Raw genomic sequence first — 17,793 nt, forward strand, 5'->3', positions numbered from 1 at the left:
ACAAAGATATTGCTATTTTAAAGATTCTAAACAATTTAGTTTTAAGTCTTCCTTTATCTTTTCATTTAAGAATATATAAGTAATCATATACAAGGGGAGGCCTAGAAGCAATATAATAAGCTTTGGCTTTTTATGTTCTTTGTTTATATGATTATAAAATTGTGATGCATTAATAAATGATTTTATAAAGTAAACAATAAACAACACCAATGAAACAATGCTAAGCTCAATTGAGGCCATAGACAAAGGCAATAATTTATTGTTTTTAAATACAAAGAATAATATTAGTAAAACAATACCAATACTATATAACACGATAGCAAATACAGCATGGTCCTTATAATTGTTTTTAATAGCTTCTGAGGTTTCAAAATTTTGATCGATAGCTATTCCCACGTCTTGAAATTGCTTTGTTGTTATACCTCTGGATTTTAAAACCTTAATAGCTTCATGTCTACTGATTTTTTCATGACCTAATGCTTGGTAGTTATTGACAACATCGACTAATTCCTCATTATTATAGTTGTATAAAAATTTATAGTCTACAGTATTTTTTTCTTTAATATTAAAAGCACGCTTTAAAGGTTCTATAACCCCTCCAAATTCAAACAAACCTCTATCTGCTGTTGCTCTTTTGGTTAAGAATATACCAAGAGGCAACATAACTAATGTTGAAAACCAACTTGCTAATATGGGATTAAAATCGCCTGTTTTGGCACTGTTAGTTGCAAAAATACCAATAAAATGGTAAGTCAAAAACAAGAGAATAGCAATGACCATAGGTAAACCTATACCACCTTTGCGTATTAAGGCACCTAATGGCGCGCCAACAAAAAAGAGTATAATACAGGCAAACCCTAAGGCATATTTTTGATGCAAAGAAATTATATGTCTGTTAAGCCAAGCTTTGGAGGTTTGGATTGAGGATTTTTTAGTGTGAATAAATTGTTTTGAATTCGTAACGGCTCTAAATGCAGCATCTACTAATTCGGTTTTCTTTTTGGTGGTAAATAGATCTAAAATGGCAGCCGAATAGACAGAATCTTTTTTTCTACTTTTTTGCTTAATCTTGTTTTTAAGATTAGCACGTTGGTGTAAACTTATAGAAAGCGCCTCGTAATTAGATTTACTTTTTTTAGTAAGTGAATCTATAGTTTTGTTTAGACCAGAAACATTAAGCATATTGTAATTATCGGTTTTTGTTTGCTCATCAAAATCAACATTGTTAAGTGTCGATAAATCAATATTGATAATCTTTTTTTCAAAGCTGCTCTTTACAAAGGGGTTTTTATTTCTGTCTTTTATTCTTTTTCGGGAAACATCGTTGTAGAAATGGCCATCAAATAAAATAAGCTTTATAACCTCGGATTCTTCACTACTAACTAGTTTGCCCGTTTTGGACTTAATGGTTGTGGCATTTTTTCTTCCATTTTTCCCTTTTATGTGTATGGTAACATCTTTAAGGTCTCTTTCTCCAATTTTCTCTTCAACTTTAATGTTATAGGTGCCAATTTCATTAAACTGGCCTTCTGCAATGACCATAGCTGGCTTTAGCTTAGCAATATTTCGGCGTAAATTATGAGAGTTGAGTTCTGCCCAAGGAATAACATTGTTTGAAAAGAAAAAGGTAATAACCGCTAAAATGACTATAAATACACTAAGCCCAGTCATAGCACGCTGTAACGAAATACCTGTGGATTTCATAGCAGCAAACTCGTAGTTTTCTGCAAAACTTCCAAACACCATAATAGATGCCAAAAGGATGGTAAGCGGTAATACCAGTGGAATTAGTTTAGGCATAAAATAAACTAAAAACTTGACTATAACCATAATATCCAAATCCTTACCAGCAAGCTCTTTAATGTATAGCCAAATGGTTTGTAAAATAAAAATCAGCATGAGTATAACAAACACGCTGATAAAAGTTTTAAGATATGTGGTTAGTATGTAACGATCTAGTATTTTCAAGGGGTTACCTAATCTAGTTTGTTGATGTAATAATCTTTATATTTATTGGCATCAAAGGTAAATAAGGTTTTTGATAATGGCGTGTTTGTTTTAAAAGAATTAACAACTAGTGTTGTTTTTGTTCCATTTTCACCAACTTGAATTAAATTATAAATATGCTTTGTTTGAGCATCAATACCTAAAAGAATAGTCTTGATTTCTGAATTGGAATCAATAGGTGTTAATTTGATGTATTGAATTTTTCTTCCATTTATATTTTGTACCATATCCATAATATACATGTATCCATCTTCATAAAATGATAACATTTTACTTGGTGTAATAGCATCATTGTCATCACTGTTTTCTGATGAAATAGTAACTTCTTCATCTTCAGGACTAATACTGTATAATGTTTTTCCATCAAAAAGTTGGGTAACTCCAAGAATGTTTAATCTATATTTGTCGTTTTGCATAACAACATCTCCTTTGGTTTCTTGTTTTATATTTTCAGAGGTATTTTCTAAAATGTACTTAAAGTCTAAAGAAATATTCTCATAACTTTTTATTTTTTCTGAAACTTCATTTAATAGAACTTTAGCCCTATTTTGAGCAAAAGTATTTACTGAAAGCAATATTAATACTATAGTAATAAGTTTTTTCATTTTTCTAAATTATATCTCGTCTTCTAAAAATTTATCTAAGGCCATTAAATCTGGAATTAAAACCTGCCTTGCTTTACTACCTTCAAAAGGGCCAACAATTCCAGCTGCTTCTAATTGATCAATTATTCTACCAGCTCTATTGTAGCCTAGTTTAAGTTTTCGTTGTAATAAAGAAGCTGAACCTTGTTGGGCTGTAACAATAACAATGGCTGCATCTTTAAAAAGTTTATCTCTATCTGATATGTCTATATCAAGACTTGTGCCACTTTCTTCTCCAACATATTCTGGAAGCATATAGGCTTCTGGATATGCTTTTTGAGAGCCAATGTAGTCTGTTATTTTTTCAACTTCTGGAGTGTCAACAAAAGCACATTGCACACGAATAAGATCGTTGCCTTGTGTGTAAAGCATATCACCGCGACCAATAAGTTGGTCGGCTCCCGAACCATCTAAAATAGTTCGCGAATCAATTTTTGAGGTTACCCTAAAGGCTATACGAGCAGGGAAATTGGCTTTTATAATACCGGTAATAACATTAACAGAAGGTCTTTGTGTGGCAATAATTAAATGAATACCAATAGCACGTGCTAATTGAGCTAGACGCGCTATTGGTGTTTCTACTTCTTTACCAGCAGTCATAATTAAATCGGCAAACTCATCAACAACCAAAACAATGTAAGGTAAAAAATGATGTCCATCATTGGGGTTTAATTTTCGAGACTTAAACTTCTTGTTGTATTCAGCTATATTTCTGCAAAATGCATTTTTGAGCATTTCATAACGGTTATCCATTTCAATGCAAAGAGAATTCAATGTATTAATAACCTTAGTATTGTCCGTTATAATGGCATCTTCACTATCGGGTAATTTTGCTAAATAATGACGCTCTATTTTATTGAAAAGCGTCAGTTCAACCTTTTTAGGATCTACTAAAATAAATTTAACTTCAGCTGGATGTTTTTTATAAAGTAATGAGGTTAAAACGGCATTTAACCCAACAGATTTACCTTGACCGGTTGCACCAGCCATAAGCAAGTGAGGCATTTTTGCTAAATCTACTACAAAAGTTTCGTTACTAATTGTTTTTCCTAAAGCAATGGGTAGCTGCATCTCTGAGCTTTGAAATTTCTTTGATGCGATTACAGAGCGCATCGATACAATCGTAGAATTTTTATTTGGCACCTCTATACCAATGGTGCCTTTTCCGGGAATTGGTGCTATTATACGAATACCAAGTGCAGAAAGTGATAAAGCTATATCGTCTTCTAAATTTTTGATTTTTGAAATACGAATACCAGCTTCGGGTACAATTTCATAAAGGGTTACTGTAGGACCTATGGTTGCTTTAATACTTGCTATTCCAATTTTATAATTACTTAAAGTATCAACAATCCTGTTTTTGTTTTCTTCAAGTTCTTCTTGGTTTATGGTAATTCCTTCTGTGTCGTACTTTTTAAGAAGCTCTAATGGTGGGTATTCATATTTTGCTAATTCTAGCGTAGGGTCAAATTGACCAAAATCTTCAACTAGTTTGTTGGCAAGATTATCCGTTTCTGAAACCTCTTCCTTTATAGCTTCAACTTTAATCTCTAATTCCGGTTCTTCTAAGTCATCTGGTTCACTAACCTTTACTTCTAATGGTGCCGGTTCTGATTTAGGCTTAATGTCTTTTTTTGTTTGGACTTCTTTGTTTTCTAGAGGAATTTCAAAAGCCGTTTTAAAAGCTTCAGCTTCTTCAGATAAATTGTTGTCTATGGGAACTATAACATTATCTTTTAATTCTGAAAATTCCTTTTTTATATCTTTTTTAGCAGATTTAAAAACGCGGGTAAAGCTTTCAAAAGTTACTTTAAAACGAATGGCTAGATAGGTTATTAATCCAAATAGTAATAGGAGTGAAGTGCCAATTTTTCCAATATAATCTTGCAAGAAACCATTAATTTCAAAACCAATGGTGCCACCAAGGATATCGCTTTTGTTTCCAAAGAAGCCTAACAGAATAGATAACCATATGACAATTAAAATGCCCCAAAACCAATGTTTTCTAAGTTTCTCTTTATTGATATTCATTAAAACATAAACTCCAGACAAGAAAACTAATCCAGAAAATATAAAGGACGCTATACCAAATCCACGTTGAATAAAAAAATCGCTTAACCATGCACCAGATTTACTTAACCAGTTTTTGGTTTTTATATCACGAGATGTAAAATCAGACAAGGTACTTTGATCGGCTTCACCGGTAAATAAAAATGAAATAAATGAGATAAATAGGAGTAATCCAATAATAACCAGAAAGCTACCTAAAACCAGTTTTTGCTGGCTTGATAACTTAAAACTAGGTGATTTAGTCTTTTTTTTAGGTGCTTTTTTAGTTTTGCTTTTCGCCATTAATGCATTACAGTTTCAAAATGAGACCCTGAATCAAGTCCAGAGCTAAATCGTTAAAAACAGATTCAACAAAAATACAAATTACTAACGTTTATCCTAGGGGTATTAGTACTTATACTATCTATAATTAAAAAATCTTTGGTATATATATGATTAACCCAATAATGCTCGCAAAAAAAGCCGCAGTAAAAACAGCTCCTGCCGCAATATCTTTTATTAATCCAATTTTATTGTGGTGTTCTGGATGAATAAAATCGGCAATGGCCTCAATAGCAGTATTAAGTCCTTCTAAACTCATGACCAATCCAATAGCTAAAAGTTGGATAATCCATTCGGTAGAAGAGATGTTAAAAAAGAATCCTGCTGCTGTAACTAGAAGTGCAAGTACAAACTGAATTTTTATACTAGCTTCAGTTTTTAAAAGTAAAATCGCGCCTTTAAAAGCGTAGCCGACACTTTTTAATCGGTTAACAAAGAAGGATTCTTTTTTAGACATTATAGTATTATGAATACAAGACTTCTAAAGCAGCCTTGTAATTAGGTTCTTGTCCTATTTCCGGAACTTGTTCTGTATAAATAACAGCACCATTTTCGTCAACTACAATTACAGATCTTGAAAGTAAAGCATCAAATATACCATTAGTCATAATTAATCCATAATCTTTTCCAAATTGTCCAGTTTTATAATCGGAAAGCATGATTACGTTTTCAAGTCCTTCTGCAGCACAAAACTGGTCTTGAGCAAAGGGTAAATCTCTAGAAATACAAAGTACTTTAGTGTGTTCTAGTTCGCTGGCTTCTGTATTAAACTGTCTAACAGATGCCGAACATACACCCGTATTCACACTAGGAAATATGTTTAATATGAGTCTATTGCCCTTAAAATCGGATAACGTTTTTGAAGATAAATCTATTGCTACTAATTCAAAATCTTTTATCTGAGATCCTATTGCTGGTAATTCTCCTGATGTTTGTACAGGGTTTCCACCCAAAGTGATATTTGCCATTTTTATATGTTTAAATTGAAAGCTAAAAATAGACATTATACTTATAAGTAAACGAATGAAGTGCTTATTAATTTTCGATAAATGAATAGTTAATTTCTATATGTTGAAATTTTACTATAGCCAAAAATTATTGCCAAATAAGAATAATCAATTTTTCGGATGTTGAAAGAAAGCGATAATTGATTAGCTTTATAGAAAATTAAATATAAAAACTAAAACCATGGATAATAACAGTCATAATGGCGATGCTAGTAAATGCCCATTTTTAAGTGGAGACCAAAAGAAAGCCGCAGGTCGCGGGACAAGTAATAGAGATTGGTGGCCTAATGAATTAAAACTAAATATCTTACGCCAAAATGCTATTAAATCCAACCCTATGGGTAATCATTTTGATTATGCAAAGGCTTTTAATAGTGTTGATTTTAAAGCGCTAAAGCAAGATGTTATCAACCTAATGACTGACTCTCAAGATTGGTGGCCAGCAGATTATGGGCACTATGGTGGATTCATGATTCGTATGGCGTGGCATAGTGCGGGAACCTACCGTGTTGGCGATGGTCGTGGTGGTGCGGGAACCGGTACACATCGTTTTGCACCTTTGAACAGTTGGCCTGATAATGGAAATTTGGATAAGGCAAGATTATTATTATGGCCAGTTAAGAAGAAATATGGAAATAAAATTTCTTGGGCGGATTTAATGATTCTAGCAGGAAACTGCGCATTAGAATCTATGGGATTTAAAACATTTGGTTTTGCTGGTGGGCGTGAAGATGTTTGGGAACCAGAACAAGATATTTATTGGGGTAGTGAAACAGGTTGGTTAGATAACGACGAGCGTTACGATACAAGTGACGGCGATTTGGAAGGCCATCTTGGTGCTGTACATATGGGATTAATTTATGTAAATCCAGAAGGACCAAATGGAGAACCTGATCCTTTAAAATCTGCACATGATATTAGAATTACCTTTGGTCGTATGGCTATGAACGATGAAGAAACTGTAGCTTTAGTTGCTGGAGGTCATACGTTCGGAAAAGCCCATGGAGCAGCAGATCCAGATAAATATGTTGGTGCTGAACCTCATGGCGCATCCATAGAAGAAATGAGTACAGGTTGGAAAAATACATATGGCACTGGTGTTTTAGATGATGCCATTACTAGTGGCTTAGAAGGTGCATGGACGCCTAATCCAACACGTTGGGATGATGAATATTTTGATGTGCTTTTAAACTACGATTGGGAGTTAACTAAAAGTCCAGCTGGAGCACATCAATGGACACCGACTGCAGCATCCAATGCACGTATGGCTCCAAAAGCGGGTGATGCCAACGGCAAGCAAGCCTTAATGATGTCTACAGCAGATATGGCTTTAAAGAAAGATCCTGGGTTTTTAGAAATATCGAAACGTTTTCATAACGACCATAAAGCTTTTGAAGATGCTTTTGCAAGAGCTTGGTACAAACTAACACACCGCGATATGGGGCCAATAGATCGTTATTTAGGACCTGAAGTTCCAAAAGAAGAGTTGCTTTGGCAAGATCCTATTCCAAAAGTAGATTATACATTGAGTGATGCAGATATTTCATCATTAAAAAAGATAATTTTAGCTTCTGGTTTAAGCGTTTCTCAGTTAGTAAGTACTGCTTGGGCATCAGCTTCTACGTTTAGAGGTTCAGATATGCGAGGAGGTGCTAATGGTGGCCGTTTACGTTTAGAGCCACAACGCAGTTGGGAAGTGAATAATCCTGAAGTATTAAATAAAGTCTTACATGCTTTAGAAGGTGTTCAAAATGAATTTAGTGGCACTGTTTCTATGGCAGATTTAATTGTGCTTGGCGGTGTTGCTGGTGTTGAAGAAGCTGCTAAAAATGCTGGTCATACTATTTCAGTACCTTTTACGCAAGGTAGAGGAGATGCTATACAAGAACAAACTGATTTGGAATCTTTTGGTTATTTAGAGCCCTTAGCAGATGGCTTTAGAAATTACATGAATTCAAAACTAAAGGTAGCTGCTGAAGACCTATTAGTAGATCGTGCTAATTTATTAACGCTTTCTATTCCTGAAATGACTGTGCTTGTTGGCGGGTTACGGGTTTTAGGTGCAAATTATGATGGTTCTGATTATGGTGTGTTTACAGATAATGTTGGAAGTTTAACCAATGATTTCTTTACCAATATTCTTGATTTCACTTATACTTGGAGTGCAACATCTAATGATGATACTATTTTTGAAGGACGTGACCGTAGAACTGGTGCAGTTAAATTTACAGGAACTCGAGCTGATTTAATTTTTGGTTCCAATACCGAACTAAGAGCCGTTGCTGAAGTTTATGGTGCTAACGACGGACAAGATAAATTTGTAAAAGATTTTGTTGCAGCTTGGACTAAAGTGATGGACTTAGACCGTTTTGATTTAAAATAAGGTAATAATTTATTTAGAAAAGGGACGAGCTTATATGCTTGTCCCTTTTTTATATTATAAATAATAATATGAACGAAACAGAGTTGTTTTTCAGTGCTATTCAATCGGGTAAGGCAGATCATGTCAAAGCGCAGCTTGAACGGAATTCAGATTTAGTCAAAGCCAAAGATGCTAGAGGGTTTACACCGCTTATTTTTGCATCTTATTTTGATAAAGCCGAAGTCGTTAAAGTTTTAGTTGAACATCAAGCAACCATTGATGAAACCGACTCACAAGGTAATACAGCTTTGATTGGTTTGGCTTTTAAAGGAAACACCGATTTGGCAAATTATTTAATAACATATGGCGCTGATGTTAACGCTAAAAATAAAAATGGAGTAACACCTTTAATTTTTGCGACGATGTATAATCAAGCGAAAATGGTTGCATTGCTATTGAAGCATAACGCTGATAAGACTTTAAAAGATAATCATGAAAAAACAGCCTTGAGTTATGCTTTAGAAAAAGAGTTTAGCGAGATTATTGTGCTTTTGGGATAGGTTTTAAAGTGTTCGTTTAACGTGTTCGTCTATGGTTAGTTGCTATGAGTATTAAAATAGGAAAAAGAAACAGCGTAAAGTGAATTCGATAAAATTTCCGTGCTAATCTTTAAACATTATCAAGCAATTAGCTATAGACATTGTTGGCAATAGTTATTTTTTAAATACAGTTTTCCCTTCCTTGATTGTTCTTAAGACTTGTATGTCTTTTATGTTTTTAGGTTTTACTTTTAATGGGTTTTTATCTAAGATCACTAAATCAGCAAGTTTTCCATTTTCAAGACTTCCTTTTCTGTCTTCCTCATAATGTTGGTAAGCCGACCATATTGTTATTGCTTGTAATGCTTCATATGGTGTTAATCTTTCATCAGGACCAATGATTTTTCCTGTACGGGAAGTCCGCTCTACTGCTGTCCATAAAACACGCATTAAATTGGGTAACGCAACCGGTGCATCTGTGTGAATAGTAATTTCTATACCTTTTTTTAGTGCTGTTTTTACAGGACTAATATTTTGAGCCAAAGAATCACCTATTAATTGAGTATGCCAATCTCCCCAATAAAAGGTGTGTAGCGGAAATAATGATGCAATCATTTTCATTTCTTTAGCATCATTAAGTTGATCTTCACGAATATATTGCCCGTGAATTATTACATCACGTCTATTATCATTACCATATTTTTCTTGTAATGGCTTCATGATTCTTATAAATTGGTCAATTGCAGCATCGCCATTAGTGTGCGATAGAATCTGCCAATTATTTTTGAAGCCTTTTTCAAATATATAAGAAAGTATACTGTCATTAGGTATTGCTGGATAACCACTATAATCATGAGGCATTCCTTGTGGAGGAACAAGATAAGGTTCAGTTCTCCAAGCTGTTCTACCTTGTGGCGAACCATCTAATGTTACTTTCATTCCACCAATTCTATATTTATTAGTATACGCTTTACTATTCCATTTACTATCCATGTATTTGTCTACAAATGCATAGTCTATATAGCTTACCACATCAATTTTGTATTTGTCATTTTCAGCCATTGCTACTAGCATTTCATGATTTTGCATGGCTCTCCCTTCTTGAGCAGTCGTATATCCGTAAGATAAAGCCATTTCTTGTCCGGCTTCGAAAAACCTCATTACTGCTTCCTCGGATTTGGGTGCTATAGCTTTTAGCATGTAAGGAATTGCAGCTAGTTCTTCTAAAACACCATTGGGTACTGTAGAGTTGTTTTCACGTCTTATAATTCCGCCTTCAGGATTTTTACTGTTTTTGTCAATTCCCAATTTCTCTAATCCTTTTGAGTTTACTACGGCAAAGTGACCAGAAATATGTGTTATCATAATTGGAAATTCTGTACTTACTTCATCCAGGTCGTGTTTAGTTGGGAATCTTTTTTCTTTCAAGATTGAATCGTCAAAACCAGTGCCAAAAATCCAGCCAGTTAACGCTCTGTTTTCAGAAGTATTCCAAGCTTTTAAAACTGAAATCAAAGTTTCCATATCATCAACATTGGCATCTGGTGAAGCTAGTAATTGCGCACCAATAGCTTGTGCACCAAAATTGGCAAAATGGGCATGACCATCAATTAAACCAGGAATGAGTGTTTTTCCTTCCAGATTAATCATATAGTGACCTTTTCCAGCAATTTTCATTGCCTCTTCACTAGAACCAGTAAAAATTATTTTCCCATCTTTTTCAACAATTGCCTCAATATAATTTGGTGAATCACCAACCATGGTAATAATGTCTCCATTGTAATACACTGTTGATAGATTTAATTTTTCTGTTTTTTCGCAGGTATAAAAAAGAGTGATTCCTATTATTAAAAGCAAGATTTTTTTTATCATAGTTATTTGGGTTTTTAATTATTGCCAGCTTTCGGATATGCGTCGTTAAACGAAAGTAGTTGAAAATGTTTACAAAGTCAAGTTTGTAAAACAAAAAGCCACTTTATTCGAAGTGGCTTTTTAATAAACTAATTTTTCTTTTTCAGTTAGATATTAGGTGTCAATCGAACCCATAACACGTTTCATAAAACCATTTAAAGCTTCTTTTTGAGGTGTACCGTCTTTAATCATTTTATTAACTTCAATAGCGCCATACATATTAGAGATTAATTCGCCAATAATATCTAATTCTTCATCTTTTAATGAAGGTACTTCGGTTAAAGCTTCTAAAGTTTCAATGGTTTCAACAACAAAATCTTCATCATTGGCTTCAATAAACTGCGTTAAATGTTTAATTACTGGTAACTTCATTTACTAAACCTTTTAAGACGTCAAACTTATTTGTTTGTACTTGATTTACAAAGGTTCCATTTTTAAAGGTGGCGAAGGTTGGTAAATTATCAACTGTAGCTAACTTTCTGCTTTCTGGAAACTTTTCCGCATCTGCAATAACAAAAGTAACATCTTCTAGCTCAGAAGCTAGTTTCTTTACTTTGGGTTTCATAATACGACAGTTGCCACACCATGTTGCAGAGTACTGCACAACTACAGTGTCGTTTTCGGCAATCACGCTTTGTAAATTATCTTCGCTTAATTCTTTTATCATAACTTTTATATTTTCAACTTTAAAAACCCAAATTCCAAAACGATATGTTTGGAATTTTTAAATCTCGGCTTTTTAATTGGCAAGTGTCGCTAAATAATCTGCTGTTGCTTTAGCATTGGCATTCATAGCCTCTTTTCCTTCTTCCCAGTTTGCTGGACAAACTTCACCTTTTTCTTGTACATGAGTTAAGGCATCAACTAATCTAAGGTATTCACCAACATTTCTACCTAAAGGCATGTTGTTTACACTTTCGTGTTGTACAATACCATCTTCATCAATAATATAAGTAGCTCTATAGGTTACGTTATCGCCTTCAACTTGAACTGTTCCAGTTTCTTCGTCATAGGTTTCGTTTGTAATATCTAAAATTCCTAAAACGCTAGATAGGTTTCTGTTGCTATCTGCTAAAATTGGATAAGTTACACCTTCAATACCACCATTATCTTTTGCTGTACTTAACCATGCAAAATGTACTTCAGGCGTATCACAAGATGCACCAATAACAATAGTGTTTCTTTTTTCGAATTCACCTAAAGCTGCTTGAAAGGCATGCAACTCAGTTGGACATACAAAAGTGAAATCTTTTGGATACCAAAATAAGACTACTTTTTTATTGTTGTTAACTGCTTCTTCAAGAACATTTACTTTAAAAGTATCGCCCATTTCGTTCATGGCGTCAACGTTTAAATTTGGGAATTTTTGACCTACTAATGACATTTGTATTATATTTTATAATTAATAATTCGCTTTTAAGTCTGCAAAAATAGTCAGCATTTATAGAATAGCAAACACGAATAAAATTTTAAATACTTATTGTTTAATAGTATTTGTTTATGTGTATTGAAAATGAGTTAGTTACTACTTATTTTGAAGTCATTTGTTTGATTTTGATATTTAAAGCAGCAAAAAACAAGGTTGTAAAAGGACTGAGCCAATTAAAAATGGCATATATAAAATATTCGGCAACGCCAACACCTAAAACGCCAGATTGATAGGCGCCACAGGTATTCCAAGGAATTAGTACCGATGTTACTGTTCCAGAATCTTCTAGTGTTCTACTCAAGTTTTCTGGGGCTAAGCCTTTATCATCAAAAGCTTTTTTAAACATTTTTCCAGGAATGACTATGGCCAAATATTGATCGGATGCAATGGTATTTAATCCTAAGCAACTAATAACCGTACTGGCAAATAATCCAAAAACGGAAGAGGCTACAGATAATAATGCTTTTGTTACTCTAGCTAATGCACCTATACCATCCATAATACCACCAAATACCATAGCGCAAATTACTAAATAAATGGTCCATAGCATACCTTTCATGCCACCTGCAGAAAAGAGATCATTTAGTTTTTCGTTTTCGGTTGTTATTTGAGTGTCTCTAAAAATTGATGTAAAAATTGATGAAAATTTAGAATCTCCTAACGTATTTAAAACTTCAGACTGAAAAATGAATGCGAAAATTGCGGCTAACAGAATGCCAGCGCTTAATGCTACTAACGGTTTAGTTTTAAGTAGAATTAACCCAATTACAGATAACGGAACAAGGAATAACCAAGGTGTGATATTAAATGTGGTTTTTATGGTACTTAATAAATTACTAACATCGGCGCTTCCTGATGTCGTTATTGTTGCACTTAAAATACCAAAAACAATTAATGTAATTATTATAGTAGGCACTGTTGTAATGGACATATAACGGATATGGGTAAACAGATCGGTTCCTGCCATAGCGGGAGCCAGGTTTGTGGTATCGCTTAAAGGCGACATTTTATCTCCAAAATAAGCACCAGAAATAACAGCACCTGCAATCATACCAGGGTTTATACCTAAAGCTGTTCCAATGCCGACTAATGCAATACCTACTGTGGCAGATGTGGTCCACGAACTACCTGTGGCAATAGATATAACTGCAGATATAATTATTGAAGCTGGTAAAAATATTTCAGGGCTCAATACTTGTAGCCCATAATATACCATAGCAGGAATAACACCACTTACTAACCAAGTACCCGCCAATGCCCCCACTAAAAATAAGATCATAATAGGAATGAAGACACTTTTAAGGTTTTCCCATATTTCTAATAGCATCCTATTTATAGAAACCTTATTGAAAAAGCCTACAATAGCGGCTGTAAGACCGCCTAGAAGTAAAATAATTTGATTGGTATAGGTTCCAAACCATTCTTGACCATCAACAAAAAAAATATTATAAGCTAACATGCTCATTAATATGACTACAGGAATCATAGCTTCTATAAAACTTAATTCTTTGTTTTCTATAATGTTTTGGTTATCGGCTTTAAATTCAGAAATATTATTTTCGTCTTGCATTTGGAAATTTTTAGTCACGTAATGTTACGATTTTCTTATTTCCTTTCAAAACAAAGTGACTTATTTTGATTATTAGGGTCTTAAATTGTATCATGTCATAAACCATTAAATTTGTGCTATTTGTAGTATTATTCTTCTTTTTACTGACTCTTTTTTTCTTTTTATACATTATCATTCTGTTTTTGTTGATTTTGGTAATTGAAAAGAAGCACACTTTTAGTTTAGTTTCTTAAGTTTGGCTTAAGTTTTTTATTTCTGTATTAATGAAATATTTTTAATCTTAAATCAGAAATAAATGACTTAGTTAAATTTGTTTACACATTATGGATTCATTAACCCAAATTGTTTTAGGAGCTGCTTGTGGTGAAGCGGTGCTAGGAAAGAAAATAGGAAATAAAGCCTTGTTATTTGGTGCTATTGGAGGTACCATTCCTGATTTAGACGTTTTTGTAGGGAGCTGGCTTTATGGTAATGAAATTGATGCGATGTTATTCCATAGAGGGTTTATGCATTCTATTTTGTTTTCTATTTTGGCGGCGTTTTTTTTAGGGTGGTTTGCTCATAAATTATACAATACTGGAAAACGAAAGGATACAACGTCTCAAACAGATTGGGTCAGTTTGTTTTTCTGGTCTTTATTCACACATCCTATTTTAGATTGTTTTACGCCTTATGGCACACAATTATTTGCGCCGTTTAGTAATTATAGAGTAGCGTTTAATAATATAGCCGTTGTAGACCCCATTTATACATTGCCTTTTTTAATTTGTATTATTATTTTAATGTTTTTTAGGAGAACCTCTAAACATAGGCGTTTTTGGTTAAAATTAGGTATTGGAATGAGTTCGGTATATATGCTATTTACTTTTGGGAATAAAGTGTATATGGATTCAGTATTTAAAAAATCTTTAATTAAGAAAGATTTGGATTTTAATAGATACTATACCCAACCTACAATTTTTAATAATGTGTTATGGTATGGCGTGGCAGAATCGGATTCGTTATATTATGTTGCTTATTATTCCTTGTTGGATAAAAAAAGTCAATTTATTGATTTTAAAGCTTTAGCTAAGGAAAAGGCTTTAACTGGAGAACAATTTGATAGAATAAAAAATTTAGCTTGGTTTAGTAATCATTATTACAGTATATATAAAATAGGCGATAATGAATATCAATACAATGATTTGCGCTATCCGTTAACAAATGAGGAAAACTCGAATTCTTCAGTTTTTAAGTTTTTATTGTATAAAGAAAATAATCAAATAAATATGAAGCCTTTTGAACGTAATGAGGATAATATATCTGATGCTTTAGACGCTTTATGGATTCGTCTTAAAGGAAAATAAAAGCTTTTCTATAGTCTAACAAAACCATTAAATGATTTTAGTATTGAGTTTGTAAGAATTATACTTTTCCTGTATGTTCTATAATCCCGAGTTCTTCCATGCATTCGCGCATGACTTGGTAAGTACGCTCAATATCGGCATCTAACCCAATAGAAAAACGAATTAGACCATTACTTAAGCCCATTGCTTTTTGTTCGTCTTCAGGAATTTCAGATGATGTAGAACTTCCAGGAGCACTAAATAATGTTTTATAAAACCCGAGACTTACCGCTAAATATCCTAGGTTTCTGTTTTGCATGAGTTCCATAAGCTCATTAGCTTTGTCTAGAGAACCAACATCAATGGTTAACATACCACCAAAGCCATATTGTGTATTCATCATACTTTTAAATAATTCGTGCGATGGATGCGATTCTAAACCAGGATAGACTGTTTTTAATCCAGAAGCTTCAAACTTTTTTGCTAAAAACATACCGTTTTTACTGTGTTGTTGCATTCTTATATGAAGTGTCCGCAGATTCTTTAAAACAGAAGCAGCGCGTAAGCTGTCCATAGTCGATCCCAATAGCATGGAAGCACCATCATTTACGTTTCGCAAATCGTTTATAAAGTCTTGCGTCCCACAGACCACACCGCCAACAGTATCACTTGATCCATTTATAAATTTTGTTAAGCTGTGTATAACCACGTCAGCACCTAAAACAGCAGGCGATATCGATAACGGAGAAAAGGTATTGTCTACAACGAGTTTTAAACCGTGTCTTTTAGCAATAGCCGCTAAGCCTTTTATATCAGCAACTTCTAAAAGTGGATTGCTAACAGACTCACAATACAATACTTTGGTATTTTTTGTAATAGCCGATTCAACCACATCCAGTTTTGTAATATCAACAAAGCTTGTTTCAATATTTAGGCGAGGTGCAAAATTTTTCAGAAAAGCATAAGTGCCTCCGTAAATTGTTCTGCTTGATATAATATGATCACCAGAACTACAAAGTTGTAATAAAACAGGTGTAATAGCACCCATGCCAGAAGCTGAAACATTTGCAGTTTCTGTGCCTTCCATGGCTGCTAAAGCCTCACCTAAATATAAGTTAGAAGGGGATGAGTGCCGCGAATATAAATAACAACCATCAGCGTTGCCTTCAAAAGTATCAAACATTGTTTTTGCTGACAGGAAGGTATAGGTTGATGAATCTGAAATGGATGGATTAACACCTCCGAATTCTCCGAAATACTGTAAATCTTGAATATTATTAGCAGGTTTAAAAGCCATGGTTCTTTATTTTTAATATAAGCAAAATTCAGAATTATAAGATAATAAAACAATGATATTACATATAATATGAAAATAAAACTATATTAATTTATATTATTAGATTATTAAATGGTATTTTTATTGATAATAAGTGTTTTAATGAAAAATTTTCAATTATGATATTTGATATTACAGACAAAAAACTACTTGAGTATCTTCAGCATGATAGCAAACAAACCAATAAAGAACTTTCAAATAAACTAGGGCTTTCTGTAACTGCGGTTTATGAGCGTATTAAGAAATTAGAAAGAGAGGGCTATATTGACGGTTATATGGCATTGGTTAATAAAGAAAGAGTCGATAAAAATTTTATCGTATTTTGTCATATAAAACTAGTTCAACACAGTCAAGATTATGTAGTTAGTTTTGAAGAAGAAGTAAAACGATTAAATGAAGTACTGGAATGTTATCATATTAGTGGCGATTACGACTACTTATTAAAAGTACTGGTAAAAGACATGGTTGCTTTTAGGGAGTTTATGGTAAAAAAATTGACAACAATTAATCATATTGGAAGTACACACAGTATGTTTGTTATAAATGAAGTAAAACATACCACGGTAATTAGTTTTTAAATGAAATCGGTCCAATATAAAACTTTAGAGTTTTTTGTCATTTTTATTTTAGTACCTGTTAGCTTTGCTTTAAACTATTCCCTATGGTTAAAATTAGCTATCGGATGTCTAGGGTTTCTTTATGTTATATATGTTTTACTAAAAGTTGAAAATGAAAAATTTAAAATAGCTCCTAATTTAAATTGGAAGCTCTTTTGGAAAGAAACATTCATAAAAGGCTTTATAATAGCTATTATTACTACCATTTTTGTTTGGATGACAGATAAGGAGGCTCTTTTTAATGTGTTGCTAAACAAACCTAAGCTATGGATTTTTATATTATCAGTATACAGTTTCTTTTCAGTTTACCCACAAGAGTTAATTTATAGAACATTTTATTTTAAAAGATATCATAACCTTTTTGATAACAAGAGGTTTTTAGTTTTTTTAAACGCAATTGTGTTTGCTTTAGCGCATTTATTTTTTAAAAACACCCTGGTTATTTTATTAACATTTTTAGGAGGTTTATTATTTACTATGACTTATAGAAAAACGCAATCTACACTTTTAGTATCCATAGAGCATGCTATTTATGGCTGCTGGCTATTTACGGTTGGTATGGGCGGTATGCTCGGTTTTCCTGAGTGATTTATTATATCGGTAAATTTTTTATTTAAAGACAAATATAACCCCACGAAAATTAAATCTTTTTGTT

16 protein-coding genes are annotated in these 17,793 nt (G+C 33.1%); 5 read left to right on the top strand and 11 right to left on the bottom strand.

The features are described 5' to 3' along the window. Window positions 1-12: 12 nt before the first annotated feature. The 5 genes from ABD941_RS12270 to tpx all read right to left on the bottom strand — a co-directional run bounded on the left by ABD941_RS12270 (window position 13) and on the right by tpx (window position 6,010). Complete coding sequence (locus ABD941_RS12270; RefSeq protein WP_345274431.1) at window positions 13-1,968, bottom strand: LptF/LptG family permease; 1,956 nt, start codon at window positions 1,966-1,968, stop codon at window positions 13-15. 8 nt (window positions 1,969-1,976) lie between these two features. After that, entirely contained in the window at window positions 1,977-2,612 is a 636-nt protein-coding gene (lolA1, locus tag ABD941_RS12275; protein WP_345274432.1) for an outer membrane lipoprotein periplasmic chaperone LolA1, read from the bottom strand. Window positions 2,613-2,621: 9 nt separating this feature from the next. After that, the gene (locus ABD941_RS12280) at window positions 2,622-5,003 is read right to left on the bottom strand and encodes a DNA translocase FtsK (RefSeq protein WP_345274433.1); all 2,382 of its coding nucleotides are present in this window, start codon (window positions 5,001-5,003) and stop codon (window positions 2,622-2,624) included. A gap of 127 nt (window positions 5,004-5,130) precedes the next feature. Beyond that, on the bottom strand, window positions 5,131-5,499 hold the full coding sequence (locus tag ABD941_RS12285; RefSeq protein ID WP_345274434.1) for a diacylglycerol kinase: 369 nt from the start codon (window positions 5,497-5,499) through the stop codon (window positions 5,131-5,133). 7 nt (window positions 5,500-5,506) lie between these two features. Next, window positions 5,507-6,010 carry a thiol peroxidase gene (gene tpx / locus ABD941_RS12290; protein WP_345274435.1) on the bottom strand — a complete coding sequence of 168 codons (504 nt, stop codon included), beginning with the start codon at window positions 6,008-6,010 and terminating at the stop codon, window positions 5,507-5,509. Window positions 6,011-6,230: 220 nt separating this feature from the next. On the opposite strand from tpx, the gene katG reads away from it, so the two are divergent. Next, the gene (katG, locus tag ABD941_RS12295) at window positions 6,231-8,432 is read left to right on the top strand and encodes a catalase/peroxidase HPI (RefSeq protein WP_345274436.1); all 2,202 of its coding nucleotides are present in this window, start codon (window positions 6,231-6,233) and stop codon (window positions 8,430-8,432) included. Window positions 8,433-8,500: 68 nt separating this feature from the next. Then, window positions 8,501-8,971, top strand: coding sequence for an ankyrin repeat domain-containing protein (locus ABD941_RS12300; protein ID WP_345274437.1), 471 nt, complete (start codon window positions 8,501-8,503; stop codon window positions 8,969-8,971). A 153-nt stretch (window positions 8,972-9,124) separates the two neighbouring features. Here ABD941_RS12300 and ABD941_RS12305 read toward each other — a convergent pair whose 3' ends face one another. The 5 genes from ABD941_RS12305 to nhaC all read right to left on the bottom strand — a co-directional run bounded on the left by ABD941_RS12305 (window position 9,125) and on the right by nhaC (window position 13,860). Beyond that, window positions 9,125-10,822, bottom strand: coding sequence for an amidohydrolase (locus tag ABD941_RS12305; RefSeq protein ID WP_345274438.1), 1,698 nt, complete (start codon window positions 10,820-10,822; stop codon window positions 9,125-9,127). A gap of 153 nt (window positions 10,823-10,975) precedes the next feature. Beyond that, window positions 10,976-11,233, bottom strand: a complete 258-nt coding sequence (locus ABD941_RS12310; RefSeq protein ID WP_345274439.1) for a DUF6952 family protein — start codon at window positions 11,231-11,233, stop codon at window positions 10,976-10,978. Continuing rightward, entirely contained in the window at window positions 11,214-11,528 is a 315-nt protein-coding gene (locus tag ABD941_RS12315; RefSeq protein WP_345274440.1) for a thioredoxin family protein, read from the bottom strand. The genes ABD941_RS12310 and ABD941_RS12315 overlap by 20 nt, the downstream gene beginning before the upstream one ends. A 72-nt stretch (window positions 11,529-11,600) precedes the next feature. Then, on the bottom strand, window positions 11,601-12,245 hold the full coding sequence (locus tag ABD941_RS12320) for a peroxiredoxin (RefSeq protein WP_345274441.1): 645 nt from the start codon (window positions 12,243-12,245) through the stop codon (window positions 11,601-11,603). Between the two features lie 145 nt (window positions 12,246-12,390). Next, the gene (gene nhaC / locus ABD941_RS12325) at window positions 12,391-13,860 is read right to left on the bottom strand and encodes a Na+/H+ antiporter NhaC (protein ID WP_345274442.1); all 1,470 of its coding nucleotides are present in this window, start codon (window positions 13,858-13,860) and stop codon (window positions 12,391-12,393) included. A gap of 323 nt (window positions 13,861-14,183) precedes the next feature. Here nhaC and ABD941_RS12330 point away from each other — a divergent pair, with 323 nt between their 5' ends. Next, complete coding sequence (locus ABD941_RS12330; RefSeq protein WP_345274443.1) at window positions 14,184-15,206, top strand: metal-dependent hydrolase; 1,023 nt, start codon at window positions 14,184-14,186, stop codon at window positions 15,204-15,206. A 58-nt stretch (window positions 15,207-15,264) separates the two neighbouring features. On the opposite strand, the gene ABD941_RS12335 is transcribed toward ABD941_RS12330, so the two are convergent. Then, window positions 15,265-16,482: an aminotransferase class I/II-fold pyridoxal phosphate-dependent enzyme gene (locus ABD941_RS12335; protein WP_345274444.1), complete on the bottom strand. Its 1,218-nt coding sequence runs from the start codon at window positions 16,480-16,482 to the stop codon at window positions 15,265-15,267. Window positions 16,483-16,640: 158 nt separating this feature from the next. Between ABD941_RS12335 and ABD941_RS12340 the strand changes: the two genes are divergently transcribed. Continuing rightward, on the top strand, window positions 16,641-17,099 hold the full coding sequence (locus ABD941_RS12340) for an Lrp/AsnC family transcriptional regulator (protein ID WP_345274445.1): 459 nt from the start codon (window positions 16,641-16,643) through the stop codon (window positions 17,097-17,099). Beyond that, complete coding sequence (locus ABD941_RS12345) at window positions 17,100-17,726, top strand: CPBP family glutamic-type intramembrane protease (protein WP_345274446.1); 627 nt, start codon at window positions 17,100-17,102, stop codon at window positions 17,724-17,726. Window positions 17,727-17,793 lie beyond the last annotated feature (67 nt).

It is taken from the genome of Flaviramulus aquimarinus (assembly GCF_039543205.1).
In the GTDB taxonomy this organism is placed as follows: Bacteria; Bacteroidota; Bacteroidia; order Flavobacteriales; family Flavobacteriaceae; genus Flaviramulus_B; species Flaviramulus_B aquimarinus.